Source organism: Nonomuraea mangrovi (assembly GCF_042681425.1).
Taxonomy (GTDB): Bacteria; Actinomycetota; Actinomycetes; order Streptosporangiales; family Streptosporangiaceae; genus Nonomuraea; species Nonomuraea mangrovi.
Genome location: NZ_JBHUFV010000047.1, coordinates 131,860 through 158,391 on the forward strand (window position 1 = coordinate 131,860; position 26,532 = coordinate 158,391).

Annotated in this window: 23 protein-coding genes and 1 tRNA gene; 11 read left to right on the forward strand and 13 right to left on the reverse strand. The window is 70.9% G+C overall.

Translation table 11 applies throughout. The features are described 5' to 3' along the window. The first annotated feature begins 18 nt into the window (after positions 1-18). Positions 19-1,254, forward strand: coding sequence for a diaminopimelate decarboxylase (lysA, locus tag ACFSKW_RS30705; RefSeq protein WP_379575963.1), 1,236 nt, complete (start codon positions 19-21; stop codon positions 1,252-1,254). Here lysA and ACFSKW_RS30710 read toward each other — a convergent pair. Next, positions 1,245-1,898, reverse strand: coding sequence for a hemerythrin domain-containing protein (locus ACFSKW_RS30710; RefSeq protein WP_379575964.1), 654 nt, complete (start codon positions 1,896-1,898; stop codon positions 1,245-1,247). The two genes, lysA and ACFSKW_RS30710, sit on opposite strands and share 10 nt — an antisense overlap. Positions 1,899-1,996: 98 nt before the next feature. On the opposite strand from ACFSKW_RS30710, the gene ACFSKW_RS30715 reads away from it, so the two are divergent. Continuing rightward, positions 1,997-2,530 carry a ferritin-like domain-containing protein gene (locus ACFSKW_RS30715; protein WP_379575965.1) on the forward strand — a complete coding sequence of 178 codons (534 nt, stop codon included), beginning with the start codon at positions 1,997-1,999 and terminating at the stop codon, positions 2,528-2,530. Between the two features lie 48 nt (positions 2,531-2,578). On the opposite strand, the gene mreB is transcribed toward ACFSKW_RS30715, so the two are convergent. The 5 genes from mreB to ACFSKW_RS30740 all read right to left on the reverse strand — a co-directional run bounded on the left by mreB (position 2,579) and on the right by ACFSKW_RS30740 (position 7,413). Then, positions 2,579-3,571, reverse strand: a complete 993-nt coding sequence (mreB, locus tag ACFSKW_RS30720; RefSeq protein ID WP_379575966.1) for a rod shape-determining protein — start codon at positions 3,569-3,571, stop codon at positions 2,579-2,581. Between the two features lie 323 nt (positions 3,572-3,894). Further along, entirely contained in the window at positions 3,895-5,091 is a 1,197-nt protein-coding gene (locus ACFSKW_RS30725) for an ABC transporter permease (RefSeq protein ID WP_379575967.1), read from the reverse strand. Continuing rightward, positions 5,088-5,810, reverse strand: a complete 723-nt coding sequence (locus ACFSKW_RS30730; protein ID WP_379575968.1) for an ABC transporter ATP-binding protein — start codon at positions 5,808-5,810, stop codon at positions 5,088-5,090. Before ACFSKW_RS30730 ends, ACFSKW_RS30725 begins: the two co-directional genes overlap by 4 nt. Continuing rightward, entirely contained in the window at positions 5,807-6,871 is a 1,065-nt protein-coding gene (locus tag ACFSKW_RS30735) for an efflux RND transporter periplasmic adaptor subunit (RefSeq protein WP_379575969.1), read from the reverse strand. Before ACFSKW_RS30735 ends, ACFSKW_RS30730 begins: the two co-directional genes overlap by 4 nt. Next, the gene (locus ACFSKW_RS30740) at positions 6,868-7,413 is read right to left on the reverse strand and encodes a hypothetical protein (RefSeq protein WP_379575970.1); all 546 of its coding nucleotides are present in this window, start codon (positions 7,411-7,413) and stop codon (positions 6,868-6,870) included. The genes ACFSKW_RS30735 and ACFSKW_RS30740 overlap by 4 nt, the downstream gene beginning before the upstream one ends. A 227-nt stretch (positions 7,414-7,640) precedes the next feature. Between ACFSKW_RS30740 and ACFSKW_RS30745 the strand changes: the two genes are divergently transcribed. Both ACFSKW_RS30745 and ACFSKW_RS30750 read left to right on the forward strand, forming a co-directional pair. Beyond that, on the forward strand, positions 7,641-8,297 hold the full coding sequence (locus ACFSKW_RS30745) for a response regulator transcription factor (RefSeq protein ID WP_379575971.1): 657 nt from the start codon (positions 7,641-7,643) through the stop codon (positions 8,295-8,297). Beyond that, the gene (locus ACFSKW_RS30750; RefSeq protein ID WP_379575972.1) at positions 8,294-9,556 is read left to right on the forward strand and encodes a sensor histidine kinase; all 1,263 of its coding nucleotides are present in this window, start codon (positions 8,294-8,296) and stop codon (positions 9,554-9,556) included. Before ACFSKW_RS30745 ends, ACFSKW_RS30750 begins: the two co-directional genes overlap by 4 nt. Before the next feature lie 24 nt (positions 9,557-9,580). Here the strand turns inward: ACFSKW_RS30750 and ACFSKW_RS30755 are convergent, their stop codons facing one another. Then, on the reverse strand, positions 9,581-12,895 hold the full coding sequence (locus ACFSKW_RS30755; protein WP_379575973.1) for a beta-N-acetylglucosaminidase domain-containing protein: 3,315 nt from the start codon (positions 12,893-12,895) through the stop codon (positions 9,581-9,583). 182 nt (positions 12,896-13,077) lie between these two features. Between ACFSKW_RS30755 and ACFSKW_RS30760 the strand changes: the two genes are divergently transcribed. The 3 genes from ACFSKW_RS30760 to ACFSKW_RS30770 all read left to right on the forward strand — a co-directional run bounded on the left by ACFSKW_RS30760 (position 13,078) and on the right by ACFSKW_RS30770 (position 16,156). After that, positions 13,078-13,779 (forward strand): TetR/AcrR family transcriptional regulator, encoded by a 702-nt coding sequence (locus ACFSKW_RS30760; protein ID WP_379575974.1) that lies wholly within the window; start codon positions 13,078-13,080, stop codon positions 13,777-13,779. Between the two features lie 163 nt (positions 13,780-13,942). Further along, entirely contained in the window at positions 13,943-15,160 is a 1,218-nt protein-coding gene (locus ACFSKW_RS30765) for a cytochrome P450 (RefSeq protein WP_379575975.1), read from the forward strand. 84 nt (positions 15,161-15,244) lie between these two features. After that, positions 15,245-16,156, forward strand: a complete 912-nt coding sequence (locus ACFSKW_RS30770; protein WP_379575976.1) for an adenosine deaminase — start codon at positions 15,245-15,247, stop codon at positions 16,154-16,156. Here ACFSKW_RS30770 and ACFSKW_RS30775 read toward each other — a convergent pair. From ACFSKW_RS30775 to ACFSKW_RS30790, 4 genes are read right to left on the reverse strand one after another with little or no spacing between them, the layout of a single operon-like run. After that, positions 16,153-16,842 (reverse strand): hypothetical protein, encoded by a 690-nt coding sequence (locus ACFSKW_RS30775; protein ID WP_379575977.1) that lies wholly within the window; start codon positions 16,840-16,842, stop codon positions 16,153-16,155. The genes ACFSKW_RS30770 and ACFSKW_RS30775 overlap by 4 nt on opposite strands. A gap of 10 nt (positions 16,843-16,852) precedes the next feature. Next, complete coding sequence (locus ACFSKW_RS30780; RefSeq protein ID WP_379575978.1) at positions 16,853-18,178, reverse strand: hypothetical protein; 1,326 nt, start codon at positions 18,176-18,178, stop codon at positions 16,853-16,855. Continuing rightward, positions 18,175-19,548, reverse strand: coding sequence for a GT4 family glycosyltransferase PelF (pelF, locus tag ACFSKW_RS30785; RefSeq protein ID WP_379575979.1), 1,374 nt, complete (start codon positions 19,546-19,548; stop codon positions 18,175-18,177). The genes ACFSKW_RS30780 and pelF overlap by 4 nt, the downstream gene beginning before the upstream one ends. Then, on the reverse strand, positions 19,545-21,719 hold the full coding sequence (locus ACFSKW_RS30790) for an Agd3-related carbohydrate deacetylase (protein ID WP_379575980.1): 2,175 nt from the start codon (positions 21,717-21,719) through the stop codon (positions 19,545-19,547). Before ACFSKW_RS30790 ends, pelF begins: the two co-directional genes overlap by 4 nt. 124 nt (positions 21,720-21,843) lie before the next feature. Between ACFSKW_RS30790 and ACFSKW_RS30795 the strand changes: the two genes are divergently transcribed. Next, complete coding sequence (locus ACFSKW_RS30795; RefSeq protein ID WP_379575981.1) at positions 21,844-22,665, forward strand: AfsR/SARP family transcriptional regulator; 822 nt, start codon at positions 21,844-21,846, stop codon at positions 22,663-22,665. Positions 22,666-22,682: 17 nt separating this feature from the next. Here ACFSKW_RS30795 and ACFSKW_RS30800 read toward each other — a convergent pair. Beyond that, positions 22,683-22,756, reverse strand: a tRNA-Met gene (locus ACFSKW_RS30800). 314 nt (positions 22,757-23,070) lie between these two features. On the opposite strand from ACFSKW_RS30800, the gene ACFSKW_RS30805 reads away from it, so the two are divergent. From ACFSKW_RS30805 to ACFSKW_RS30815, 3 genes are all read left to right on the forward strand, one after another. Beyond that, positions 23,071-24,015, forward strand: a complete 945-nt coding sequence (locus ACFSKW_RS30805; RefSeq protein WP_379575982.1) for a hypothetical protein — start codon at positions 23,071-23,073, stop codon at positions 24,013-24,015. A gap of 105 nt (positions 24,016-24,120) precedes the next feature. Then, the gene (locus tag ACFSKW_RS30810; protein ID WP_379575983.1) at positions 24,121-24,669 is read left to right on the forward strand and encodes an NADAR family protein; all 549 of its coding nucleotides are present in this window, start codon (positions 24,121-24,123) and stop codon (positions 24,667-24,669) included. Positions 24,670-24,866: 197 nt separating this feature from the next. Next, positions 24,867-25,295 carry a GNAT family N-acetyltransferase gene (locus tag ACFSKW_RS30815; protein ID WP_379575984.1) on the forward strand — a complete coding sequence of 143 codons (429 nt, stop codon included), beginning with the start codon at positions 24,867-24,869 and terminating at the stop codon, positions 25,293-25,295. Positions 25,296-25,336: 41 nt separating this feature from the next. On the opposite strand, the gene ACFSKW_RS30820 is transcribed toward ACFSKW_RS30815, so the two are convergent. After that, entirely contained in the window at positions 25,337-26,395 is a 1,059-nt protein-coding gene (locus tag ACFSKW_RS30820) for a glycoside hydrolase family 19 protein (protein ID WP_379576326.1), read from the reverse strand. Positions 26,396-26,532: the final 137 nt, after the last annotated feature.

Here is a 26,532-nt window from a genome sequence, read left to right on the forward strand (position 1 = left end):
TGCCTACGCTTCCTTCCCATGAGCTTGGACATTTGGCCCCAGACCGCCACCTGGGACGGCGGGGAGCTGCACCTGGGCGGCGTGGGAGCGGTGGAACTGGCCAGGGTGTACGGCACACCCGCCTACGTGCTCGACGAGGCCGACTTCGTCGCCCGCGCCCGCGCATGGCTGGACGCGCTGCCCGACGGCGACGTCCACTACGGCGGCAAGGCGTTCCTCTCCCCCGAGGTGGTCCGCTGGCTGGACGGGCTCGGCCTCTCGCTCGACGTGTGCACCGGCGGCGAGCTCGCCGTCGCGAAGGCCGGAGGGATGCCGCCCGAGCGGGTCGTCTTCCACGGCAACAACAAGTCGCCCGCCGAGCTGCGCCGCGCCGTCGAGTGGGGCATCGGCTGCGTGGTCGTCGACTCCTTCACCGAGATCTCCAGGCTCGCCGCGATCGCCGCCGACCTGGGCGTCAGGCAGCGGGTGATGATCAGGGTGACGCCCGGCGTCGACCCGCACACCCACGCCTTCATCGCCACCGGCGGTGAGGACTCCAAGTTCGGCTTCTCGCTGAGCGCGGGCGCGGCCGCGCTGGCCGTGGATCGGGTGGCCGCCGAACCCTCGCTGGAGCTGTACGGCCTGCACTCCCACATCGGCTCGCAGATCTTCGATCTGGACGCCTTCGGCACCGCCGCGAACAGGATGGCCGAGTTCGCCGCCGGCGTCGGCGTCACCAGGCTCGACCTGGGCGGCGGCCTCGGCATCGCCTACCTGCCGACCGACGCCACCCCTCCGACACCCGCCGAGCTCGTCGCCGTCCTGAAGAAGGAGACGGCGGGCCTGCGCCTGGCCGTCGAGCCCGGCAGGTCCATCGCGGGACCCTCCACGGTCGCGCTCTACGAGGTCGGCACGATCAAGGGCCGCTATGTCAGCGTCAACGGCGGCATGAGCGACAACCCCCGCCCCGGCATGTACGGCGCCGCCTACACCGCCTCGCCGGCCAACCGGGTCTCCGACGCTTCGCCCAGCCTGTTCACGGTGGTCGGCAAGCACTGCGAGAGCGGCGACGTGCTCGTCAGAGACCTCCCCCTGCCCGGCGACCTGCGGCCCGGCGACCTGCTCGCCGTTCCCGTGTCGGGCGCCTACCAGCGCTCCATGGCGAGCAACTACAACCACGTGCCACGGCCCCCCGTCGTGGCGGTACGTGATGGCGCGGCCAGAGCGATCGTCCGCCGCGAGACCGAGGATGACCTGCTGAGGCTCTACCTGTAGGTCCTGATCCTGTTGGTCGCCGCCGCGTACTGGCGGCGGCCGACGAGCATCCACACGATCCTGGCCACCAGGGGCAGCTTGGCGAGGAAGTCGGCGCGTTCCCTCGGCGTCGCCTCCTCCAGGATCGCGCCGAGGGAGACGAGCAGCTTGTCCTTCGGGATCGATTCGCGGCCCGCCTCGCCGAGGCTCTCCCACTCCTCGACCGTGACGTGGCGGGTGACCAGCGGAAGGATCTCCTCCTCTTCCTGCTTGAGATGGGCGTCGAGCTCGCCGGACAGCTCGGCCACCAGCGCCGCGATGCGCTCACCCCGCGCGGGGGCGGCCTCCGCCACCCAGCCGGGGAGCAGGTCCTCGATGGCCGGGATGAGCGCCGCGACCCGCTCGTGCTGCGCTTCCATGGTGAGGATCAGATCCTTCTCCGGCGATGCCCGCTCCAGCAGCAGCGGCCAGAGCATCCTGTCCTCGGTTTCGTGATGGTGGTGCAATCCGGTGAGGATGTCCTTCAGGTGCTCCGCCAGCACGGCGGCACGGTCGGTGTCGCCGGCCCTGACGGCCCTGATATAGGCGGGCAGCGCGCCGAACTCCCTGCGGAAGACGCGGTGGACGACCACCATCTCCCAAATTCCTGGTTTCTCGTCATTCACCCTCCGAGTGTGGGAGGCGCGGCTTGGAAACGAATTGCAGATTCATCCTTTGCGACGGTGGGGTGCGTCAGAGCGGAACTGGGGGGCATAGGCGGGCCATGGCCGAGTTCCTGACTGACATCAAGACCATCCGCGAGCGCGCCAGAGCCGAGATCGGCAAGGGCCCCATCACCGACGCCTACGGCGCCGACCTGGAACGCGTCATCCAGGTCTGCAACGAGGCGCTGGCGACGGAGATCGTCTGCGTGCTCCGCTACAAGCGGCACCACTACACCGCCACCGGCATCATGGCCGAGTCCGTCGCCGCCGAGTTCCTGGAGCACGCGACGGAGGAGCAGGAGCACGCCGACAGGCTGGCCGCCAGGATCGTGCAGCTCGGCGGACAGCCCGACTTCAACCCCGACACGCTGACAGCACGCTCGCACTCGCAGTACGACTCCAGCGCGGACCTCACCGAGATGATCAAGGAAGATCTGGTCGCCGAGCGCATCGCGGTCGCCGCCTACACCGAGATCGTCCAGTGGCTCGGCGACAAGGACGTCACCACCCGCCGTGTCTTCGAGGACCTGCTGGCCAAGGAGGAGGAGCACGCGGACGACTTGAAGAGCCTGCTTGAGCGCATGCCCCGCTAGACCCCGACCTCCCCCCTGCCCGACACCCCACCAGGCGGAGGCGGGTCCCTAGTTGCGGGCCGCCCACATTCCCAGGCCCAGCGCCACCGCGTGCTCGGGCGTGTCGACGCGTGTCACCGGAATGCCCAGGTCGCGCCGCAGCCTCCTGGGCAGCCCGGCCAGCCGGGCGCCGCCTCCCGTCAGCAGCAGCCCGCGACGCGCCACGTCGGCGGCGATCTCGGGTGAGCACGACTCGAGGATCTCCCGCACCGCCTCGACGATCGCCCTCACCGCGGGATCGATCGCCTCGTGGACGCAGTCGGCCGACACCGTGGCGTACATCGGCGCGCCGTGCCTCGGATGAGCCCCGCTGACCTCCATCCGGCGCCCCGCGGGCGGATCGCAGGCCGCGCCGATCTCCTCCTTCAGCGACTCTGCCGTCCTGTCGTCGATGACGATCCCGTAGGCGCGCCTGACCTCCAGCTTGATCGCCCTGTCCATCTCTTCGCCGCCGGTCCTCATCGACCTGACCGCCACCGATCGGCCCATCGACACCGCCGCCACGTCCGTCGTGCCGCCGCCCACGTCCACGATGATCGCCGCGATCGGATCGGCCAGCGCCAGTCCCGCGCCGAGCGCGGCCGCCAGCGGCTGCTCCATGAAGGTGATCTGGCGGGCCTGTGCCTCGTAGGCCGCCTCCAGCGCGACCTTCCGCTCGATCGCGGTGATCCCTCCGGGAACCGCGATCGTCATGCGCGGCCTGGCGAACGGGTGTCCGTGCACCTTGTGCACGAAGTGGCGCAGCATCTGGCGGGCCGCGTCCGGCTCGACGATCACCCCGTTCCTGACCGGCCGTACGGTGACCGCGCCGGACAACGGGTTCCTGGCGTCGGCGCCGAACGCGACGATCTGCCCTGTCTCCTGATCGACCGCGACGAGCGACGGCTCGTTGAGCAGGATGCCCCTGCCGCTCACGTGGATGCGCGTGCTGGCCGTACCGAGATCGACGGCCAGATCCCTGCTGAGGAACGGGAGCATCGATTCGAGCCGCCTCACACTCATGCCGTTCCTCATGGTTGTTGCGTTGCCTGCCCGGAGTCCACGCAACACCAATCGCTCACCCCAAATCGGCAAACGTGCCACGAAACGTGCTATATCGCCCATCGTTCGCCCACACCGACACCAACTGCGGATGATCACCGTCTCCCCGCGCCGTGGCCCGCGAGGTCGCGCACCGGCCCTCCAGCGGCCGACATCCCGTCGTGGGCGGCCACGCCGCCGCGTCGTCGGCGACCTCGGGCGGGCAGGTGACAGGGATCGACGCACGGCGTCACCTCGCGATCGTGTCGTTGACGTGAATGGACGCCGGGCGGTGCCGCCGGACCCTAGGTCGTGGCCAGGGCGACCGTCGGCGAGAGGCGGGCGGCGCGCATGGCCGGATAGATGCCCGCGACGGTGCCGATGACGAGCGCGGCCGCGATCGCCCCGCCGATCGCCCATGGTGGTACGACGGGCGGCCAGTCCCGCGCGAGCGCGTAGCCGGAGGCGGCCAGCGCGCCCACCGCCGAACCGGCCACGCCGCCCAACGCGGACAGCAGCAGCGATTCGGACAGGAACTGGACGCGTATCTGTCCCCTGGTGGCGCCCAGGGAGCGGCGCAGGCCGATCTCCCGACGGCGTTCGAGCACGGAGATGACCATCGTGTTGGCCACGCCGACGCCGCCGACCAGCAGCGCGACCGCGCCGAGGCCGAGCAGCAGGTTGGTGAAGGCGCCCGCGGCCGCGGCCTTGGCGGCCAGGGCGTCGGAGGGGCGGCTGACCTCGACCTCGGCGGGGTTCTCCGGGTTGACCGTGCGCGGCAGCACCGCTCGCACGGCCTCCACGGCTTCGTCGGCCGAACGCTCGTAGATGGTGGTGGGATGGCCGTTGAAGCCGAGGAGCCGCTCGGCGACGGGGACGCCGACGAGAGCCGACCGTTCGATCTCCGGGGCCAGCGGCATCGGCCCCAGCAGGCCGATGACCGTGAACCACCGGTCGCCCATCCACACCCGCACGCCCGTCCTGGTGATGCCGAGCCGCGAGGCGGCCTCGGAGCCGAGGACGACGGCGGGCTGCTGTTCGGTCGCGGCGTTCAGCCAGGTCCCCTTCGACACGCCGCCTTCCAGGGTGGTCAGCAGCTCGGTCGTCGCCGCCTGGACGGCGATGCCGCCGGTGACCGTGTCGGGGATGCGGTCGGTGCGCCGCACGCCGGTGTCGATGGAGCCGGTGGCCGAGGCCGTGCGGACCGAGCCGATGCGCTTGACCATGCGCAGCGCGGTGGTGGGCAGCTCGGCCTTCGTCCCGAACATCGTCTGGCCGGGCGAGACGGTGAGCAGGTTGGTGCCCAGCCGGTCGAGCCTGCGCATCAGCTCCGCGCCGGAGGATGACGAGATGCCGATCACGGCGATCATGGCGGCGATGCCGATGGCGATCCCGAGCGCCGACAGCACCACCCTGGCCGGCCGGGCCCGCAGCCCCGCCGCTCCGACCCTGAACACGTCGGATGGGCTCAGCCGGGAGGGACTCAACCGATCGCGCGTCACGTCCGCGCTCCCTTCGTGGTGGCGGCCGGCCGGACGGCGCCGTCGCCGCGGTCGTCGACGATCAGGCCGTCGCGGACGCGGACCTGACGCGAGCACCACGTGGCGATCTCCGCGTCGTGCGTGATGATCGCGATCGTCGTGCCGGCGGCGTGCAGATCACGCAGCACCCCGAGCACCTCTGAGCCCGCCGAGGAGTCCAGGTTGCCGGTGGGTTCGTCGGCCAGCAGCAGCGGCGGGTCACCGGCCACCGCACGAGCCACCGCGACGCGCTGCTGCTCACCGCCCGACAGCTGGTTCGGCCTGTGTGCCAGCCGGTGGCCGAGCCCGACCCTTTCCAGGGCGGCCGCGGCCCGCTCGCGCCTGGCCCGCAAGGGGACTCCGCTGTACAGGAGGCCGTCGGCCACGTTGTCCAGCGCGCTGACCCCGGGCGCCAGATGGAACTGCTGGAAGACGAATCCCAGAGTACGGCCCCGCAGTGCCGACAGCTCGCGGTCCGACAGCGCGGCGATGTCGTGCCCGGCGACGCGCACCGTGCCGGTGGTGGGCCGGTCCAGGGTGCCGACCATGTGGAGCAGGGTGGACTTGCCCGAACCTGAGGGACCGACGATGGCCAGCAGCTCGCCGAACCCGATCGTGAGGTCCACCCCGCGCAACGCCCGCACGTGGCCGTTGTAGACCTTGGTCACCTCGCGCAACTCCACGACGTACGACGGGCTCATGTCGCGGGCACCCCGACCTTCATGCCCTCCGACAGGCCCGCGCCGCTGATCTCCACCAGCCCGCCGCCGAACGCCCCTGTCCGCACCCTCACGACGCGGGCGGCGCCCCCCTCGACGACCTCCACGCCGAATCCGCCCTCGCGCAGCGCCAGCAGCGCCTCCACCGGTACGGCCAGCACGTTCCTGCGCGGCTCGCCGTCCAGCTCCACCTCGACGGGTGCCTGGTCCAGCTTCGTCTCGGGGGCCCTGCTCAGCGTGATGTCGAGGTCGATGGTGGTGCCGTCGTCCTGGCCCCGATCCGAGCTCTTTCTCCTGGCCACGGCGCCCACCGAGGTGATCTTCCCGCTGGCGCGCGCCCCGCCGGGAAGCTCCACGGTGACCTTGGCGCCCTTCCTGGCCAGCGCCTGGTCGCCGGTGTCGAGGTCGACGTGGACCAGCCTCAGGATGCCGCTGACCGTGAGCGCCTGCCTACCCGGTGCGGTCTTCGCGCCCACCGTGGCCATGGCCTCGGTGACGCGGGCCGCCGCCGGAAGGAACACCACCTGCGTGCCGTCCACCCGGCCTGTCTCCGGCAGCCCCTGGTCGTCCTGCCATCTCGTGACCGCGAGGTGGGTGGAGTAGCTGAAGTGGTCGTCGACGGTGAGGTGGTCGCCGTAGCCGAGCGCCCGCAGGTTGCGCTCCAGCTGCTCCACGTCCTGCCCGTCCTCGATGCCCTGCCGCAGCTGCCGGTAGAGCGGCAGCCTGCCGTACATGAGCACGACCGGCCTGCGGTCGACCTCGAGCAGAGGACGACCGCGGCGGATCACCGCGCCCTCGGCGGGCACCCAGGTCACGGTGCCCGAGGCGTCGGTGACCAGCCGGCGTTCGCCCGCGTAGGTGAGCGAGCCGTCGACGGTCTTGGTGTCCACCAGGTCCTGCCGGGTGATCGTCGCCGTGGCGGGGACGGGTGCTGTGGCGGGCGCCGCCGTGCCGGCGCCGCCGTCGCCGAGCACGGTCACCGCCGTCCAGGCGGCGGCGACCGCGAGCAGGCCGCCACCGGCGAGGGCGAGGCCTCTCCTCATGAGGGGAATCCCTCGGGGGCGAACTCCTTGCACGCCCGCTGGACCTCCTGGACCTTCCGCTCGGGCGTCCCCCTGGGGATGTCGATGTCGACCCGGCCGTCGGGCGAGGGGTCCTTCATGTCGATGCCGTGCTCGCGCATGCACCGGGCGAACGCGACGAGCTGGTCAAGCATCTCCGGGTCGGGCTTTCCCTTGCTGTCGCCGACGGCGGCCTCCATGAAGTGCTTGCACGCCTGCTGGGCCTTGCCGACCTTCTGCTCCTCTCCCTTGCGGGTCTGGACGCTGATCGCGCCGTTCGGCTCGGGGTCCTTCATGGTGACGCCGTGTTCGCGCATGCACTGGGCGAACTTGAGCTGCGCCTCCCGCCGGTCGGTGGGAGCGGCGGCCGATGCCGAGGCGGCGGGCTTGGCCGTGTCGCCGCCTGGGTCGCCGCCCGTGCCGCTGCTCGCGCCGGTGCCGCCTGCGGGGGCGCCGCACGCGGCAAGGGCCAGTACCAGGACCGGCGGCAGGGCCGCCAGCGCTCGGCGGGTTCGCATTCGCATGGTGTCGTCTCCTCGTGTCATGGCCGGAGCTGAAGGCGGCCGCTCGGCAGGCCATGCAACGCGAAGGGCTGTTTCCCCGGCGTTTCGAGGACGACGACCTCCGTCCCCGTGCCCGGTCGCCGCCGACGTCGGTCGCTAACGGAAAGGAAACGTGGCGTCGGCGAGCATGGCCTGCGCGGGCCACAGGCGTCGGATGCGGGCGGCCGCGTCGGGAAGGAGTGCGACGGATGCGGGTGCTGGTGGTGGAGGACGAGGCGATGCTCGCCGACGCGATCGCGGAGTGGCTCCGCGAGGAGACCCATGCCGTCGATGTCGCCTACGACGGCGCCGCCGCCCTGGAACGCGCGGCCGTCAACGACTACGACGTGGTCGTCCTGGATCGGGACCTGCCCGCCGTGCACGGCGACGAGGTCTGCCGCGAGCTGGTCGAGGCGGGGTCGGCGGCGCGGGTGCTGATGCTCACCGCCGCCGGCGAGGTCACCGACCGCGTCGCGGGCCTGCGTCTCGGCGCCGATGACTACCTGACCAAACCGTTCGCCTTCGCCGAGCTGGCCGCACGCGTCCTGGCGCTGGGGCGGCGCTCTCGACCGGCCGCTCCTCCGGTGCTGCGCCGCGCGGGCATCACCCTGGACCCGGCGCGGCGCGAGGTGTTCCGCGACGACCGCTACGTGCCGCTGGCGAAGAAGGAGTTCGCCGTCCTGGCCGAGCTGCTGCGCGCCGAAGGGGCCCCGGTCTCGGCCGAACACCTGCTGGAGAAGGTCTGGGACGAGCACGCCGACCCCTTCACGGGGGCCGTCAGGCTCACGGTCCTCCGGCTGCGGCGCAAGCTCGCCGACCCGCCCGTCGTCGAGACCGTCACGGGAGTGGGGTATCGCATCCCGTGAGCCTTCGCCGACCGCTGCCGCGCCGCATCACCCTGCGGACCCGCCTCACGCTGATCTACGGCTGCCTGTTCCTCGCCGCAGGGGTGGTGCTGCTCGGTGTCACCTACGCGCTGTTCGACCAGCAGCTCAGCGGCTCAGGACCGACGTTCGACAGCGCAGGCGCCGCGCCTGCCTCGCAGACCGGCCCGCCCCAGACGAAGGACCTCACCGTGGTCACCGAGCACGGCGACAGGCTCACCGGCGCATCCGCGGAGACGTGGCTCAGTGACCAGAAGAACACGCTGCGCGACGCCGCCGGCACCTCCCTCATCACCCAGGGCGGGCTGGCGCTTCTCGTCGTCGGCGGCGCAGCCGTCGGCTTCGGCTGGCTCGTCGCCGGCCGGGTGCTGGCTCCGCTGCATCGGGTGACCGAGACCGCCCGCCGGATCGCCGGCGCCTCCGCCGCCGACCGCGGCCTGCACGAGCGCATCGCGCTGCGCGGTCCTGACGACGAGGTCAAGGATCTGGCCGACACCTTCGACACCATGGTCGAGCGGCTCGACCGGTCCTTCGACGGGCAGCGCCTCTTCGTCGCCAACGCCTCGCACGAGCTGCGCACCCCGTTGACTCTTGGCCGTGCCCTGGTCGAGCTGGCCATGCACCGCGCGACGGCCTCCGAGGACGTCAAGTGGCTCGGCGAGAACCTGCTGGAGATCAACTCGCGCCACGAGCGGCTCATCTCGGGATTGTTGCTGCTGGCCCGCTCCGAGCGTGAGATCACCGACGGCTCCCCTGTGGACCTCGCGGACGTGGTGGGCCACGTGGTCGCTCAGAACGCGCCGCAGGCCCGGCAGGCGGGGGTCACGGTGCGGGAGGAGGCGGGCCCCGCGCCCACCGCGGGCGACGGGCTGCTGCTGGAACGCCTGGTGCACAACCTGGTGGAGAACGGGATCAGGCACAACACCGGCGCAGGCGGCGCCTGGGTACGGGTGTCCAGCCGTACGCTGCCCGAAGGGCGCGTGGCGGTGGAGGTGAGCAACACCGGCCCTGTCGTGCCGCCGTACGAGATCCAGTCCCTGTTCGAGCCGTTCCGCCGCCTTGGCGGCGACCGGCTGGTCACCGCCAAGGGCGCGGGCCTCGGCCTGTCCATCGTCCGCTCCATCGCCCGCGCCCACGGAGGCGACATCGTCGCCCGCTCCTGTGAGGGCGGCGGGATGACGGTGACCGTCACCCTGCCGCTGAGCCCCGAAGGCGGAGCGGCGGAGACGAGCGTGACGTGAACGGTGTGCCGGCAGACCTTGCGGTCAGGTGGTGTGGACCTCCATCTCCCAGAGCGAGTAGCCGAAGCCGGTCGCCCGACGGACCCCTTGCATCCGGACGAACCTCGCGCTGTTGGGCGTGTCGATCCACACCTCGTCCACTCCGCCGTCACTGGCGGTCACCTCCGCGGCGGGCTGCCACGTGGTGCCGTCGGCGGAGATCTCGATGCGGTAGGCGGCGGCGTGGGCGGCCTCCCAGCGGAGCACGACCTTGCCGACGTCGGCCGCCCTTGCCAGCTCGACCTGGAGCCACTCACCGTCGGCGGCCCTGGACGACCAGCGGGTGGCGGCATCGCCGTCCACCGCCTTGGCGGCCTCGAACGTGGTGCCGTTCTCGACGCTGGAGGCGGTGGCGGGCCTGCCGAGCGCCTGGTTGACCGCCGTCACGGGCCGGTGGACTGCCACCTTCAGCTCGGCCTTGACCTCGCCGAAGCTCACCGTCACCGTCTCGGTACGGCCGGCCGCCCCGGCCGGCGGGGTGATCTCCAGCGGGACGACGACCTGCCCGCCGCGCGGCACGGTGACCCGCTTCCCCGCGGGGGCGACGGTCCAGCCCTGGGGGGCGCCCACCGCGAGCGTTCCCTCGACCGACCTGGCCAGCCGCGTCGTCAGCACCGCCGTCGCCGTGGACTTCCTGCCCGCCATGGCCTCGAGCATGCCGGGAGTGAGCAGGAGGTCGGCGGGGGGCACGTCGGCGTAGCGTGGGACGATCTCGGCGATCCGCGGCGCGGCGCCGCCCGCCGTCCATGCCAGCCGTACGGCGTCGCCTGTCACGTCGGGCGCGTCGAGCTCGGTGTACGGCCCGGCGAGCGGGCCGATCGCCTGCCACTGGCCACCCACCCTGACCTGCACCTCGGCGGCCCCCGTGCCGATGACCACCACCTTGTCGATCACGCGCGGCCGGGAGAGCGTCACCTGCAGGGCCTGCCCGCTCGACGGCGAGCCGGAGGCCGCGTAGGCGGTGTCGAGGTTGCCGTCGACGGTGGCCGCCAGGTTGCCCGCGGGCGTGCCGCTCGCGGTGAGCCTGGTCGTGTCCCCGTCGAGCGTGCCGACCGTGAACTCGCGCACGACCAGCCAGTTGTCCTGCCCGCCCGTCGAGCGGTAGCGGACGTAGCGGGCCAGTGTGCCCTCGGGCGCCTTGGCCCTGACCTCGGCGCTCGTGCCCGTGGTCAGCGCCGTCCAGGTCGTGCCGTCGACGGAGTGTTCCAGGACGCCCGCGTGGATGTAGTCGGCAGGGCTCGAGCTCTTGCCCATCAGCACGGCGATGTCGCCGATGGTCCTGGCCGAGCCGAGGTCGACGGTCACCGCGTCGCCCGCACCGGGCGCGCCGTTGCTCCAGTAGAAGGTGTCGGGGTTGCCGTCGGTCATCAGCTCGGGGGCGTATCCGGAGTAGACGCCGAGCGTGCTGGAGGCGGTCGGCCGATCCGGGTCGACGCCGATCCAGGCGTCGAAGGCCTTGAGGGCGTCGGCGATGAACAGGTCGACGACGCCGTCGCCGACCTTGGGGAAGGTGGTGGCGTGCGGCTGCCGTACGTCCCTGATGGCCTTGGCGTCGGCGACCAGCTCGGCGATCTCCTCGCGCAGCGCCAGCGCGCGCTTCCCGTCGTCGGCGTGGACGGCGTCGGCCAGGTCGAGGGCCTTCACCATGGCCGTGGTCCACAGCCTGGCCGCGTCGAGCCACGACTTCGCCTCGTCGAGGAAGGCGCGGTCGGCCACGCCGCGGGTGATGAGGTCGGACGCCTTGGCGTACCGTTCGGCGATCGCGCGCAGCCCCTCGCCCTTGGCGATGGCGGCGGCGAGGACGGGCGACTGCTTGGTGTGCAGCGTGCCGTCGAGGGTGTTGAGGTCGGCGAAGTCGCGCAGCGCCTGGATGGTGGCCTGGTCGCCGCCCGCCACCTCGGCCAGCGCGCGCAGCCACGACCGCTCGGCGTCGTAGGCCTTGTCGTTCCATCCGAAGTCGCCGAAGGAGTAGAGCGCGATCTTGCTGACGGCGGCCTGGTTCATCGGGTTGGAGATGATGCCGGCCAGGCTCTCCGACAGGCCGTTCTCCCGCCCGGTGTAGGCGGCGATCGACAGGCGGCCGGGATTGTAGTCGTTGACCGGGTAGTTGTCCCAGACCAGGATCTTGTGGCCGAACACCGCCCGCGCCTCGGCGACCTCCCGCCTGAGGATCACCTTCGGGACCACGCCCCATCCCGTCCAGTGGACGATCACCTCGGGGTCGAGGTTGTCCCTGAACGCCTTCTTGTAGGGGGTGTCGGTGGCGTTGTAGTACTCGGTCGGCACGGTCTGCAGCGGCGCCACGTCGCCCTTGCTCCGCACCCAGGCCTGCACGGTGTTGAGCAGGTCGGTCTGCGCGTGGCCAGGACCGGTCGTGCCGTACTTCGCGCGGTCGCCGTCGCAGTTCCATCTGTTGGGGTCGATGTCGTCCAGCGCGACGTTGAACGACCTGCCGCCGAGCGCGTAGATCGCCTCGAACTTGGCCAGCAGCCTGTTCACGTCGTCGGGCGAGGTGTAGCAGATCGAAAGGCCCGGCGAGATCGCGAACGTGAAGTCCACCCTGTTCGCGCGGGCGCGACTGATCAGCTCGCCCAGCTGCGCCAGCTTGTCCTGAGGGTACGGCTCCCGCCACTTGTCACGGTGGTAGGGGTCGTCCTTGGGCGCGTACTCGTAGGTGTTCATCCGGTGCGCGCCGAGGTAGTCGAGATGGTCCAGCCTGTCCTGGTGCGACCAGGGCGTGCCGTAGAAGCCCTCGATCGAGCCCCGGTAGGCCATGGAGGGCCAGTCGCGCACGACCACGCCGGGCACCAGGTCGGTGCCCGCGCGCTTCTGGATGAGCTGGGCGAAGGTGAGCGCGGCGTAGTAGGTGCCGTCCGCGTCGACGCCGTCGAGCGCGATGTGCTTGCCGCCGCGCCTGCCCTTGCCCGCCGCGAGCACGTAACCCTCGGCGGGGAGCCCCTCGGGACCCTTCACGCCCAACCTGTCGGCGCCGCCGCCCAGCCAGAGGGTGACGGGCGTCTTCGGATCCTCGCCGTCGGTGGTCTCGATCCGCTGGACGCCCGCGGCTTCCAGCGCCTTCCTGACGACGGCCTCGGCCTGAGGGTCGCTCCGAGTGGTACGGACCAGTCCGACGACAGGGGTGAGGGGGAAGCCACCTTCTGTGGGGGTGACCTCCTGCGGAGTGGGGTAGAGCTGGTCGGTGGGCCGGTTGGGACGGGCGTGGGCAGGTGTCGCGGCGAGCAGGGAAGAGGCGGCGAGAGCGGTCACGAGGATGATCAAACCGGGACGTTTGGGGGGCACGCGTCCTCCTTTGCGCAATACACCCCTCAAGGGTGCACGATTGCTCACATAAGATCACCCACTCCGCATGCGGTCAATACCGGTACGGACCACTATTCATCCACCAGGCCTGGACGGCGACTACACGCGCGTGTAGCGTCCTATCTGAGCGAGTAGCCCGTTACACGAATAAATAGGGATGGATGACAGTGACGACGACCGGACCCGACCCCGAGGACCTCACCGCCCGCGCCCGCATCAGGGACGCCGCGATGCAGCACTTCGGCGAGCACGGGTTCGAACGGGCGACGATCAGAGGCATCGCCGAGACCGCCGGTGTGTCGTCAGGGCTGGTACGCCACCACTTCGGTTCCAAGCAGGCGCTGCGCGAGGCGTGCGACGCGTACCTGGCCAGAATGATCCGCAGGCTCAACGACGAGGTCAGGTCGGGCGACGCCCTCCTCAAGGGCAACCCGGTCGCCACCGCCAAGGCCGCGATGGGCCCCTACCAGCAGTACCTGGCGCGCGCGCTCGCCGAGGGATCGGCGGAGACCGTCTTCGACGAGATGGTCGAGCTGAGCGAGCAATGGCTCGCCGACCTCGACAAGACCCGCTCCGACCTCCCCGACGTCGACAGGAAGACCAGGGCCACGGTGGGCACCGCGATGGCGCTGGCCATCGCGGTGCTCCACAAGCACGTGTCCAGGGGCATGGGTGTCGACCTGTTCAGCCCCGAGGGAGACCTGCTGCTCGCCAGGACCCTCATCGACATCTACTCGCACCCCATGCTCAGCCTCGACGACGCCGCCGACGTCAGAGCCGTCCTCGACCGGATCCAGGCCGAGCAGACCAAGACAGATCGCGGAGCCACGCTCCGCCGACCCGAGGAGCATCCCCATGACTGACGCCATCGCAGCGGGGAGCCGGCCCTGCTGCCGCTCGCCGTCCTGACCGCCGCGGCGGCGGCGCTCATCCTCCTCGGCCTGTACGGCCTGCGCCGCCGGGACATGGCGGCCGGCTGAGCCGTACCACCGGACTCCCCTGCTCGAACGCACAGGAAGGAACGAGATGTCCGAGCCCACGACCGCCGCGGCCATGCCGACCGCACGCGTGGCAGGCTGCCCCTTCGACCCGCCAGAGGATCTCGCCCGGCTGCGTGAGGACCAGCCGATCGCCCCCATGGCCTACCCCGACGGCCACCTCGGCTGGCTCGCCACCAGTCACGCCCTGGTGCGCGCCGTCCTCGCCGACCCTCGGTTCAGCCACAGGGCCGACCTCACCCACGCGCCCCTGGGGGGAACACGCATGGGCGAACCCCGGCCGGCACCCCCCGGAATCTTCACCGCGATGGACCCGCCCGAGCACACCCGCTACCGGCACCTGCTCACCGGCCAGTTCACCGTCCGCAGGATGCGCCGGCTCACCGGCAGGATCCAGGAGATCACCGCCGAGCACCTCGACGCGATGGAACGGCACGGCCCGCCCGTCGACCTCGTGGAGGCGTTCGCGCTGCCCATTCCCGGCCTGGTCATCTGCGAACTGCTCGGCGTGCCCACCGGTGAACGCGCCAGGTTCCAGGACGACATGTCCAAGCTGCTGAGCCTGGAGGTCTCCCCCGAGGAGAAGATCGCCGCCTTCACCACCCTCACGGAGTTCATGCACGCCCTGGTACTGGCCAAGCGTGCCGACCCCGCCGACGACCTGCTCAGCGACCTCGTCAACGGCACCGACCTGACCGACGAGGAGCTGACGAACATCAGCGGCATCCTCATGGGCGCCGGATTCGAGACCACCGCGAACATGCTCGCCCTCGGCGCCTTCGCCCTCATGAGCCACCCCGGCCAGCTGGCCGCCCTCCAGGCCGACCGCGGCCTCACCGACAGGGCCGTCGAGGAGCTCCTGCGCTACCTGAGCATCGTCCCCGGCACCGTCAGGGCCGCGCTCGAAGACGTCGAGCTCGGCGGGCGGCTCGTCAGGGCCGGCCAGTCGGTCACGGTCTCCATTCCCGCCGCCAACCGCGACCCCGAGCACTTCGCCGATCCCGACACGCTGGACCTCCACCGCTCCGCGGCCGGGCATGTGGCCTTCGGCCACGGCATCCACCAGTGCCTCGGCCAGCAGCTCGCACGCGTCGAGATGCAGGTCGGCATCCCCGCGCTGTTCGCCAGGTTCCCGACGCTGCGCCTGGCCGTACCGCCGGAGGAGGTGCCACTGCGCACCGACATGATGATCTACGGCGTGCACCGGCTCCCCGTCACGTGGGACGTCGCACAGGACGAGGAGTAGGCGATGCGGATCACCGTGGACAGGGAACGCTGCGGCCGGGGCGCGTGATACTCCCCCATCCGTCACTGGTGTTTACTCGATGCCATGCGGCCGAAAGCTGAACTCCACCTGCACATCGAAGGCACCCTCGAGCCCGAGCTCGTCGTCGAGCTGGCCCGGCGCAACGGGGTCGAACTGCCCACCTTCGACGTGGAGGCGATCAGGGCCCGCTACGACTTCGTGAACCTGCAGTCGTTCCTCGACATCTACTACGAGAACATGGCCGTCCTGCGGACCGAGCAGGACTTCTACGACCTGGCCGCCGCCTACCTGGAGCGGTCCGGCGTCCAGCACGCCGAGATCTTCTTCGACCCGCAGGCGCACCTGGTCAGGGGTGTGCCGCTCGAGGTGGTGTTCGGCGGGCTGAGCGCCGCGCTCAAGGACAGCGACGTGCCCGCCGCGCTGATCATGTGCTTCCTGCGTGACAGGGGGGCGGAGGAGGCCGAGGCGGTGCTCAGGGCGGCGCTGCCGTACAGGGAGCACTTCATCGGGGTCGGCCTCGACTCGGCGGAGGTGGGCTATCCGCCCTCGCTGTTCAGGAGGGTGTTCGACATCGCGGCGGGCGAGGGGCTGCACAGGGTCGCGCACGCGGGCGAGGAGGGCGGCCCCGACTACGTGTGGGAGGCGCTCGACATCCTGCGCGTGGAGCGCGTCGACCACGGCATCAGAGCGATGGAGGATCCCGCGCTGGTGGCCAGGATGCGCGAGGAGCGCATCCCGCTGACCGTCTGCCCGCTGTCGAACGTGCGGCTGCGCGCGGTGCCGACGCTGCGCGACCACATCCTGCCCGCGATGCTGGACGAGGGCCTGCTCGTGACCGTGAACTCCGACGACCCCGCCTACTTCGGCGGGTACGTCGAGGACAACTACCGGATGCTGCGCGACGAGCTGGGCATGACCGAGGACCAGCTCGACCTGCTGGCCCGCAACTCCTTCGAGGCCCGCTTCGACTTCTAGGTCCTCGACAGGATCCGGTCGCTGACGAAGCAGAGCATGCCGTACTCGTTGGCCCGCCGGTAGGCGTACTCGGTCAGCTCGGCGGTGTCGGCGTAGTCCAGCGCGTACAGGTCGAGGTCGTACTCGAGGAGCCGTTCGGCCACGGTGGCGTGCACTTCCAGCACGTCGTCCGGCCAGGGGGCGTAGGTGTGCTCGTCGACCCAGCGGGCGGAGAACGACTCGAACAGGACGCCGTCGACCAGCTCGGCCATCCTGGGCAACAGTCCGAAACCCCTGTTGGCCAGCAGGTAGTCGGGCCTGGCCTCCTCCCTGATCGCGGCGATGAGCGCGAGCAGGTGCGGCAGGTCCTCGGGGTAGGTCTGTTCGAGGTTGAGCGTGTCGAGGAACAGCCCGGTGAAGCCGGTCGCGATCGCCGCCTTCGCCTGGTCGACCACGTGGCCGACCCAGCCGGGGTCGCCGACGTGGACGAAGGCGCCGCCCCAGTCGGGGTTGCGCTCGGGCCGCTGCCAGGGCGCCGGCGGCCCCACGTCCTCCGACAGCGACAGGTAGCCGAGCGTGTGCACGCCGTGGCTCTTGAGCACGGCGAGCTGCTCCGCGCCGTAGAAGTCGGCCTGCAGGACGACCTTGTCGTAGGCGGCGAGCCGGTCGAGCCGCCCGTCGCCGTAGTAGAAGCAGATCGGTTTCACGCGCGCCCCTTCAGCGGTAGTGCCAGACGTCCCTGAGGCCGTGCGACATCAGGGCCAGCAGAACGGACAGGAACAGCAGCGCGGCCGCCAGGAACAGCAGCACGTCACCCAGCACGCTCTCCGGCAGCAGCAGGCCGGCGCCGGGGTGCAGCAGCAGCGCCGCGCCCTGCGCGAGGCAGAGCTCGACCAGCCTGCCCTGGTTGGCCAGCAGGAACGCCATGAAGTAGGCACCGCCGAGCACGACGTGCGCCGCGGCCATCACCACGACCGGCAGGCTCACCTGCGTGAACGCGACCGGCACGGCGGTGAGCACGGCCAGCGCCGCGATGGATCCGCCGAGCCCGCGCACGAGCAGCCGGTGGCCCTGCGCGGTGAACTCGGCCGGATAGCAGACCTGCCTGATCACGCCGCGCACCGCCGAGTCGAACCGGTGCGCCTGCCACTCCAGCACGCCCATCCCGAGCACGAGCCCGGCCCCGGTGAGCGCCAGGTCGGGCCTGTCCACCACGTAGGCGGCCTCGGCCTGGAGCAGGAAGGCCGCGGTCAGCCCGCTGTAGAGGGCGGCGACACCCAGGTCCCCGTCGAGCCGTGGCCGCCCGTCGTGCCGCGAAGGCCTGGTCAGCAGGATGGCGGCGCAGGCGACCGCGCCGATCGACGCCACGCCCAGCGTCACCGCCGCCAGCGCCGCCAGCGGGTGTCCGACCACCACGTAGAGCAGGCCCGCGCCTGTGCCAGGCAGCATGAGGAGCGCGAGCAGGCCCTCGCGCCGGTAGAACAGCAGGATCCCCGAGCAGATCTGGAACGTCAGCTGGGTCACGGCCAGCAGGACCAGCGACATCGGCCCGTCCCACAGGGTGGCCGCGCCGCCGGCCAGGACCACGCCCGCAACGAGCCCCCACCGCAGCGTCCTGGCCGCCGAGCCAGGCGAGCCGCGCCCTGTCAGGCCGTAGGCGATCCGTGACAGCACCGAGCCGAGCACCCAGCCGATTCCGGTCGTGACGACCAGCCCTGGCATGAGCCACCGCACGCCGATCAGCGCGGTGACGGCGGGCAGCAACGCGGCCGGCATCGCGTAGAGCGGCCCGTGCACGAGCGAACGCCACGCCGCCACGGGGAGCTCGATGGGCGCAGGCTCGGGCTCGTCCCTGATGAGCCTGGCGTAGACGGCCTCGGCCAGCGAGAAGACGTCCGGGTGCCCGTAGCGCTCGCGCGCCAGCTTGTCGTTGAGCCCTTCCGACTCCAGCGCGGCGGCGACCTGCAGCGGCTCGACCGCCTGGGAGAGCCGGGGGCGCAGCTGCTCCATCAGCTCGTCGAGCGGCTCGATGATGATCTTCATGCCACGACTTCCTCATAGACGCCCCGGTAGTCGGCCAGCGACTGCCTCAACGTGAAGCGCTCCATGACGCGGAGCCTGGCCAGCGTGCCGAGCCTGCGCCTGAGCGGCCCGTCGGTCAGCAGCTTCAGCGCCGCCTCTGCGACCGCCCGGTGGTCGCGCGGCGCGACGACGTAGCCCGCGCCCGCCACCGCCTCGGAGACGCCGCCCACGTTCGTGCACACCACGGGCCTGCCGCAGGCCATCGCCTCGACCACGGTGTAGGGGAAGCCCTCGGAGATGCTCGTCAGCGCCACGACGTGGCCCGCGTGGTAGGCCTCCAGGGGCATCGCGACCCTGCCCTCGAAGACCACCGACGCGTCGAGGTCCAGCTCGGCGGTGAGCGCCACGCAGCTCGCGTGGTAGGACTCGTTGCCCTCCGGCACGCCGCCGAAGATGCGTAACCGCGCGTCGGGCAGCTTGTCGCGGATGACGGCGAAGGCGCGGATCAACGTGTGGATGTCCTTGAGCGGGTCGATCCTGCCCATGAACACCAGCGTGGGCCGGTCCGGCTCGCTCGTCGCGACGGGGAAGTCGGCGGGGTCGACGCCGTTGTACATCACCCTGATCCGTTCGTCGTCGGCGCCGCCCTTGAGCTGCCAGCGCTTGTTGTAGGAGGAGTGCGGGGCGATCCGGTCGGCGATCGCGTACGACGCGCCGGCCAGCCGCCTGAAGAAGCTCAGCAACAGCACCCGCACGGCATGCGAGGCGGGCTCCGTGAGGTACTGCAGGTACCGCTCACGCAGGTAGACGCCGTGCTCCGACAGCACGATCGGCGTGCCGTACCGCCATTTGGCCGCCATCGCGACCAGCATCGACAGGCCGTTCATCGCCACGTGCGTCAGGTCGGTGCGGACGGGAGGCTCGGTCAGGGGACGCAGCATGTGCCCGAGCAGGTGCGCGGCGGTGATCGCGTCGGCCAGGTTGATGCCGTCCATGCGGTGGCCGTACCAGCGGTCCATCAGCAGGGTGAGAGCCCGCTCGCCGGTCAGCGCGCCGAGCAGGTCCGCGCACTGGGACAGCTCCCGCAGCGCCGTGAGGAACCCGCGGCTCCCCTCCCCCATCACCGCGGGGGTGAGGATGAGCCGCAGGAACTCCTCGTAAGCCAGCGGGACGGGCGCGGGCCTCCTGGCCTGCTGCCGCCACAGCGGTACCGCGGTCACCCTGTCGAGGTTGCCCGGCCTGTCCCACACCGAGCGTTCTGCCCCGTCCACGGTGAGCGTCACGACGTCCCAGCGGTAGTCCGGCATGCCGCGGATGAGCTGGTCCATCCAGACGCTCACACCCCCCATGGCGAACGGGTAGGTGCCCTCGGAGACGAGCGTCACTCTCACGGGCGCACGCTCGCGGGGACCGTCACCGGCGTGCCGGGCGTGAGCGCGATCCTGGCGACCTTGTCCGTCCCGTACGGCACGGCGTTCGCGTCGGCGTTGGTGGCGAACACGCCGCCCGCCGTGTCCGAGGTGAAGGTGATCGTGGCCGCCTGCTTGTCGAAGACGGCGTCGACGTGCTGGAGCGCGGCGAAGTGGGCGTTGCGCGCCTCGACGTAGGCGGCCAGCTCGGTCCAGGTCGGGGTGAGCACGGGCACCTTGTAGTAGCCCTTGTACTTGGTCATCACGGCGTTGAGCCAGTCGAAGACCAGGTTGGGCGTCCCGCGCAGGTTGCCCTGGTGGAAGGTGTGCGTGTAGACCGAGCCCGACATGACGTGCTGGAGGGCGACGTCGCTCTCGTGCCCCACGATCTGGGTGTAGGTCTGGTTCGTCGGCCAGTAGGGGAACTTGCCGTTCGGCCCGTAGTAGGAGTTGTAGAAGTAGGTCTGCTCGGCGGGCGTCGTCACGTGGTAGGCCACGTTGGTCGGCCAGTCGGGCACGACCAGCAGCGACGGCTCGAGCGGGTGGTGGGTCCCGCAGTTGAAGCACGCCGGCCGGTGGCTGGCGAACGACATGTTGCCGTGCAGGTACTTCACACCCGCCGCCTTGGCCGCCTGGAGCAGGTTGGGGTTGGACGCGGCGAGGCCGTGGTCGGTGGGCGGGTCGATGTCGTTGGCGGGATCGGGATGGTAGACGCCGAGGCCCGAGTACTCGCCCGTCTTCAGCACGGTCCTGTCGACGCTCAGCCCGAGCTGCTGGGCCCTGGTGAGGTTGTCGACGATCTCGTTGTAGCTGGTCTGGTAGTCGGTGGTGTTCATCTTCGGGTGGGTGAAGGTGTGGTTGATCCACGTGAACGCGGTCGCCCTGCACCTGGAGTAGCTGGTCAGCGGGTCGGGGCTGAGCAGGGTGAGCAGGCAGGTCTTGGGCGCGCCGGGGTTGGCGCCCTCGCCGTTGTAGGCCACGTTGAGCTTGAAGTTCGCGGCGAGCGGGTTGGCGGCGCGGAAGTTCTGCTGCTGGTTGTAGGTGCCGTCGGCGTCGTTGCGGCTGATCCTGAAGCCGGGGTTGTCGTCGACCGTGCCGTTGGTCCTGAGGTGCGAGGTGTACGAGAACCAGTCGTCGACGTCCACGTTGAGGTAGTGGCGGCGCTCTCCCAGCATCACACCCCTGGTCGCCCATCGCAGCAGGCCGTAGGTGAGCAGGTCGGCCTGCGGGAGGTACTGGTTCGAGGTGAACGTCAGCGCCATCCGCTCGCGGCCGTCGGCCGAGGTGCTCCTGACGCCCAGCACGTCGTTGCCCATGGTCAGGATCGGGTCGGCCTGGCAGCCCTGCTGGACGACGCTGCGGTAGACGTAGGACAGGCTGATCGGGACCGTGCCCTTGAGGTGGTCGAAGACGGCCGCGCCGGCCGGCGTGAGCGTGGCGTTGGCGGGTGTCGCGCCGATCCCGCCCTCGCTTCCCTGACGCAGGCAGTAGTCCTCGGGGAAGGTCCCGTAGGCGGTGTACAGCGAGACCTGCCTGACCTGGAAGTCACGCTCGTAGGCCCACAGCGCGTTCCACTCTTCGGCGTCGAGCCCGCTCACGAACCCGTTGCCGCCGTCGTGGAGGAGCGAGTTGTTGGTCAGCAGGACCGCGTTGTACCTGCCGATGCCGTCCTGCCTCACCAGGGAGGGAAGCGGCTGCGACCTGCTCTCCACCACGTCGTACGGCATGCCGACCCTGTCGAGGGCGGCCTTCCAGGTGGCCAGGCCAAAGTCGTCCGCGTCGACGGCGACGACCAGTGCCCTGAGCGCGACCTTCCCGCCCGTCGCGGCGAGCGCCTGAGCACCCGGATCGGCCGCCGCCGGGCTTTCCGCTGCCGTCCTGCCGCCCTGCTCGACCGCCTTGAGACCCTCGTCGACGGTGATCGCGCCCTGGGGGGCCTTCGGGAGTGGCCGCGCCTTCCCCGGCTTGGGCCGGTCGACGTCGGCCCGCAGCGGGGCGCCGTGCGCGTGGGGTTCCTCGGCTCCCTGAGCGGGCTGCGACGCGGGTGGACGCGGCGGCGTGGTGGGGTCGGCCGGCTTCCGCGCGGCGGTCGAGGTGGCTGGGAAGGCGGCGATGAGGCCGACCGCAACCGGCACAAACCAGGCCTTTTTCATGACATTCCCTCTCTTGGTGGGTTTTAAGCCCGCGAGGCCGGTGACTTCTCGCTTGAGTGTGGGTTCGGAGGATTTCTCTTCGGTTTCTCCTCCATTTCTCGATCCGCGCTTCTATCCTCCCTTCGTGGAAAAGCTCTTGAGCGCCATGGAATTTCGAATTCTGGGCGCGCTCGATGTCATAAAGGACGATCGCCCCTTACCGGTCAGGTCCGGCAAGCAGCAGGCGCTGCTGGCCCTGCTGCTCTGCCAGGCGGGCAGGGTCGTCCACAGCGACGTGCTCGTCGACTCGCTGTGGGGCCAGGAGGCCGGCGACCAGGGCGTCAAACGCCTCAGGCTCCATCTGCACCGGCTGCGGCGCACGCTCGGCGCGGCCGACGCCATCGTTCACCGCGTCCAGGGGTACACGCTCGACATCCCGCCGGTCGCCCTCGACGCCCGGCGCTTCGAGACCCTGGCCCATCAGGGCAGACAGGCGCTGACCTCGGGCAGGGTCGCCCAGGCGAGCGAGCTCCTGCACGCCGCGCTCTCGCTGTGGCGCGGGCCCGCCCTGGAGGGGCTGGAGGATCTTCCGCTGCTCCATCACGAGGCGACCAGGCTCAACGAGGAACGCCTGTCGGCGCTCGGCGACTGCATGGACGCCGACCTGCGGCTACGCCGGCACACCGACCTCATCGGCAGGCTCTCGGTCCTGGTGGACGAACATCCGTTGCAGGAGCGCTTCCGCGGCCAACTCATGCTCGCCCTCTACCGCGCGGGACGCCAGGCCGAGGCACTGGAGGTCTACCGGACGGGCAGGCACATCCTCGCCCGCGATCTCGGGCTGGAGCCGGGCGCGGAGCTTCGCCGCCTGGAGCTCGCCATCCTGACCAGCGACGCCTCGCTGTCGGTCTGCGCGCCGCGGACGGTCCACGCCAGGCGCCGCCGTACGCGCTGTCCGCGGTGCTGATCGCCGCGCGGTCCCGGTAGCGGGTGCGGGAATCGAACCCGCCTGCCGCGGCTTATGAAACCGCCGGGCACAACCAGCGCCCCCACCCGCTGTGAAACGAAAAAACCGCCCCGGAATGGACATTCCACGACGGCTCGCGCTTTGACTCCCTAACGTCGTGCGCGAGCCTTCTGGCGCATTCGGCCGTCGTTCACGGAGAAAGCATCCCGGCATTCACCTTTCACCCGCAACCGCTTTTTCTTCCCTCCCGAGCGGTCGCGAGGGGCGGAGCCTGCCCCGCTCGGCGACGCACCGGTCCGTCCGGAAAGGCTGGGCGCCTACCGCGGCTACACCTGGTACGCCGCCGAGGCCGAGTCCGCCGACTCCTACCTGATCCACAGCGGTTCCGACGTGCTCTCCCTGCGCGTGGGCGGACAATTCCTGGGCACCGTCGTCCCCGGCGGCGGCTTCGCCCGGCTCCCCGGTGCAGAGGGAGGCGCCCTGGAGGTCCGGACCGAGATCTGGGGACATTCGAACTTCGACGACGCCCGCCTGCCCGCGCTCAGACTCGGCGCGCAACGCGGCTTCGACGCGGTCACCGCCGTCCGCTCTGCCAGACCGCTCGGACCGTGGCGGCTGCACCCCGTCGACGGCGGACCGCGGATCGGCGCCGCCCCCGCTCCCGTGGTCGCGTGGGGCTCCTGGATCACCGCGCACCGCCCCGACACCACCCGCTACGTCACCGACCTGCTCCCCGACCCCGGTTGCGACACCTGGGTGCTGCACCTGGACGGCGTGACCGCGCACGTCGAGGTCCGCCTCGACGGCGCCGACCTCGGCGTGCTCAACCCGCACGACCCATACGCCGACCTCACACCGTGGCTGCGGCCAGGCGTGCCCGCCCGCCTCGAACTCACCCTGCGCCGCGGGCCCGCCGACAGCGCGGGCGAGCCCGTCCTGCTGGAAGGCCGCCGCGCCACCGGCTGGTCCGCGGTCTCCGGCGAGGAGGCCACGCTGTGGCAGGCCGCCACCCGAACCCTTCCAGGCGAGCAGACCCACCTCCCCGTACGGCTGGCCCCCGGCGAACTCGGCTGGCTGCACGCCGACGTCACCGCGTTCGCCGGACGCACCTGGACCGCCAGGATCACCGGGACGCGGACGAAGGTGACCGCCTGGTTCAACGGCCACGTCGTCGGCAGGCTCTGGCTACCGGGCGAGCCGCGACCCGCCATGAGCGGCGGCGATCCCGAGCTGCTCACCCTGCCCGCCGCCTGGTTCGACCCCGCGGGCGGCGACCGGCTGTCGCTGCTCGTCGAGGCCGTCCACCGCGACCTGCCGGGCGAGCTCACCGGCGTCGCGTTCGGCCCGTGACGGTCGCGCCGGCCGTACGGTCGGGGCCGGCCAGGCCGTACGGTGAACCTGCTCTGCGCCGATATCGGCTGGTGATCCGCCGGCCGGCTGTGGCACGGTGTGAGCGTGTCCCTCCACAGCCTTGACGAGCTCATCGCCGCCGAACAGGCCGGGCAGGCCCTCCGCTACCTGTACTTCTGGGGCCACCAGCCCGCCCGCGACGGCGGCATCGGCCCCGGCTGCCTCAGCCAGTGGTGGCCCATCACCTTCACCGAGGACGGCCACGCCTTCGCCTCCGCCGAGCACTACATGATGGCGCACAAGGCGTGGCTGTTCGGCGACGACGACGCCGCTTCGGCCATCCTGTCCGCCGGGCACCCCGGCGAGGCCAAGAAGCTCGGCCGTACCGTCAGGGGCTTCGACGAGCAGACGTGGAACGCGCACAGGTTCGACATCGTGGTGCGCGGGTCCGTCGCCAAGTTCGGACAGCACGACGCGCTGAAGCGGTTCCTCCTGGGCACCGCCGGACGCGTCCTCGTCGAGGCCAGCCCGCACGACAGGATCTGGGGCATCGGGCTGGTCGCCTCCGACGCCAGGGCCGCCTCACCCGCGACCTGGCAGGGGCAGAACCTGCTCGGCTTCGCGCTCATGGCCGCGCGGGAAGCGCTCGCATGACGACCGGCCACCCGGATCACGCGGCCTCGGATCACGCGGGCTTGGTCCACACGGTCCCGGATCAAACGGCCTCGGATCACGCGAGCTCGGGACCCGAGGACTCCGGCCGCACGGCCTTGAGACGCGCGGACTTCGGAGATCTCCATCCCGGAGGTGGTGTCGGTGTCGGTGCGTCCGATCGCGTGGAAGGCGCCGGCGTGACGCTCAGGGAGGCGTCGGCGGGCGACGCCGAGCCGATCGCCGACGCGTTCCTCGCCGCTCGCGCCGAGATGACCTACCTGCCGCGGCTGCACACCGACGAGGAGACCAGGTGGTGGATCGCCAACCTGGTGCTCCCGTCACACGAGGTGTGGGTGGCCTGCGCAGGCACTCGCGTCGTCGGGTTCGCCGCGGTGCGGGAAGGGTGGCTGGAGCATCTCTACCTCGCCCCCGCGGCACAGGGCGCGGGTGTCGGGACCGCGCTGCTGGAGCGGGCCAGGCAGGGCATGTCCACCCTCGACCTTCACGTCTTCCAGGCGAACGGCGGCGCGATCCGCTTCTACGAGCGCCACGGGTTCACCCTGGTCGCGACGGGCAACGAGAACGAGGAAGGCCTTCCCGACGCCCACTACAGGTGGACGGCCTGACCCCGGCCCGCGATGCCGAGCCGGGGCCGCATGGAGCACCGTCAGCAGCTGAGGTTGCCGCCGGTCGGCACGCCGAGGATCTGGGTGAAGCGCTGGTAGGCGTTGATCCGGCTCTGGACCTGCGCGGGGTTGCCGCCGTTGCACTCCAGGCTGCCGTTGATGCTGCGGATCGTCTGGCCGAACCCGTGGCCGTTGACCATGGCGTTGTGGGCGGTCATCGTGCCGGGGCCGTTCTGGGTCATCCAGTACCAGAGCCCGGTCTTCCACGCCACGGCCGACTCCCGCTCGACCCGCCACGGGTCCTGCAGCAGGTTGAGGCCGAGCGCGTCGCCCGCGGCCTTGTAGTTGAAGTTCCAGCTCAGCTGGATCGGGCCGCGACCGTAGTAGGCGGCCTGCCCGGCGGGGCAGCCGTAGGGCTGGGAGGAGTCGCAGTAGTGCGGGTAGTTGGCGGTGTTCTGCTCCACGATGTGGACGAGCCCGCCGGTCTCGTGGTTGACGTTGGCGAGGAAGGCGGCGGCCTCCTGCTTCCTCACGGTGTCGCTGCCGGTCTTGGCGAAGGCGGGGAAGGCGCTCATGGCACTGGTCAGCCCGCTGTAGCTGTAGAAGGAGTTCCGGCTGGGGAACATCTGGCCGAACTGCGCCTCGGTGACGACGAACCCTCCCGGTGACGGCGGCGGATCCGTGGGGGTGGTGCCCCCGCAGGTGTACGGGTCCCAGTACCACGTGCTGATCGTCGGGTCGTAACCCGGATTGTCGTGTTCGGCGATGTAGTACTTGCCGTCGGTGTAGCGCACGATGCTGCCGGTGGCGTACCACTGCCCGGCGAGCCAGTTCGGGTGACTGCACGTGGAGGGAGGCGGCGTCGTCCCACCGCCGCCGCAGGCACCCTGGTCGGCCCAGACGTCCGTGGTACCGGGCACCTCGTTCTGCGTCCACCACTTGGCCGACCAGTTGCGCCCGTTGTGGGAGACCTTCGCACCGCCGTTGTAGACGGCCGACGAGCTCCACGCGGCGGCGCAGTCGGCGGCGGAGGCGGAGGTCGCCGGAAGGACGGCGGTGAGCACCCCCACCATCAGCGCGATGACCGCGAAGGGCGCCATGATCCGTTGCCTGAGCACCTCAGCTCACTCCTTCTTATAGGAAAGTTTCCTAAGGATTGGCCGATCGTAGAGGTATGACGACGCCCTTACAAGACCCAATTCACACCAGTCAGAACCCGGCGTAGACCTCAGAAGAC

Excerpts from the sequence above, each read along its gene's own strand:
- ACFSKW_RS30730 (WP_379575968.1), bottom strand. The coding sequence starts at position 5,810 with ATGAGCCCGTCGTACGTCGTGGAGTTGCGCGAGGTGACCAAGGTCTAC.
- ACFSKW_RS30735 (WP_379575969.1), bottom strand. The coding sequence starts at position 6,871 with ATGAGGAGAGGCCTCGCCCTCGCCGGTGGCGGCCTGCTCGCGGTCGCC.
- lysA (WP_379575963.1), top strand. The coding sequence starts at position 19 with ATGAGCTTGGACATTTGGCCCCAGACCGCCACCTGGGACGGCGGGGAG.
- ACFSKW_RS30760 (WP_379575974.1), top strand. The coding sequence starts at position 13,078 with ATGACAGTGACGACGACCGGACCCGACCCCGAGGACCTCACCGCCCGC.
- ACFSKW_RS30745 (WP_379575971.1), top strand. The coding sequence starts at position 7,641 with ATGCGGGTGCTGGTGGTGGAGGACGAGGCGATGCTCGCCGACGCGATC.
- mreB (WP_379575966.1), bottom strand. The coding sequence starts at position 3,571 with ATGAGTGTGAGGCGGCTCGAATCGATGCTCCCGTTCCTCAGCAGGGAT.
- ACFSKW_RS30740 (WP_379575970.1), bottom strand. The coding sequence starts at position 7,413 with ATGCGAATGCGAACCCGCCGAGCGCTGGCGGCCCTGCCGCCGGTCCTG.
- ACFSKW_RS30765 (WP_379575975.1), top strand. The coding sequence starts at position 13,943 with ATGTCCGAGCCCACGACCGCCGCGGCCATGCCGACCGCACGCGTGGCA.
- ACFSKW_RS30715 (WP_379575965.1), top strand. The coding sequence starts at position 1,997 with ATGGCCGAGTTCCTGACTGACATCAAGACCATCCGCGAGCGCGCCAGA.
- ACFSKW_RS30790 (WP_379575980.1), bottom strand. The coding sequence starts at position 21,719 with ATGAAAAAGGCCTGGTTTGTGCCGGTTGCGGTCGGCCTCATCGCCGCC.
- ACFSKW_RS30780 (WP_379575978.1), bottom strand. The coding sequence starts at position 18,178 with ATGAAGATCATCATCGAGCCGCTCGACGAGCTGATGGAGCAGCTGCGC.
- ACFSKW_RS30820 (WP_379576326.1), bottom strand. The coding sequence starts at position 26,395 with ATGGCGCCCTTCGCGGTCATCGCGCTGATGGTGGGGGTGCTCACCGCC.
- ACFSKW_RS30770 (WP_379575976.1), top strand. The coding sequence starts at position 15,245 with ATGCGGCCGAAAGCTGAACTCCACCTGCACATCGAAGGCACCCTCGAG.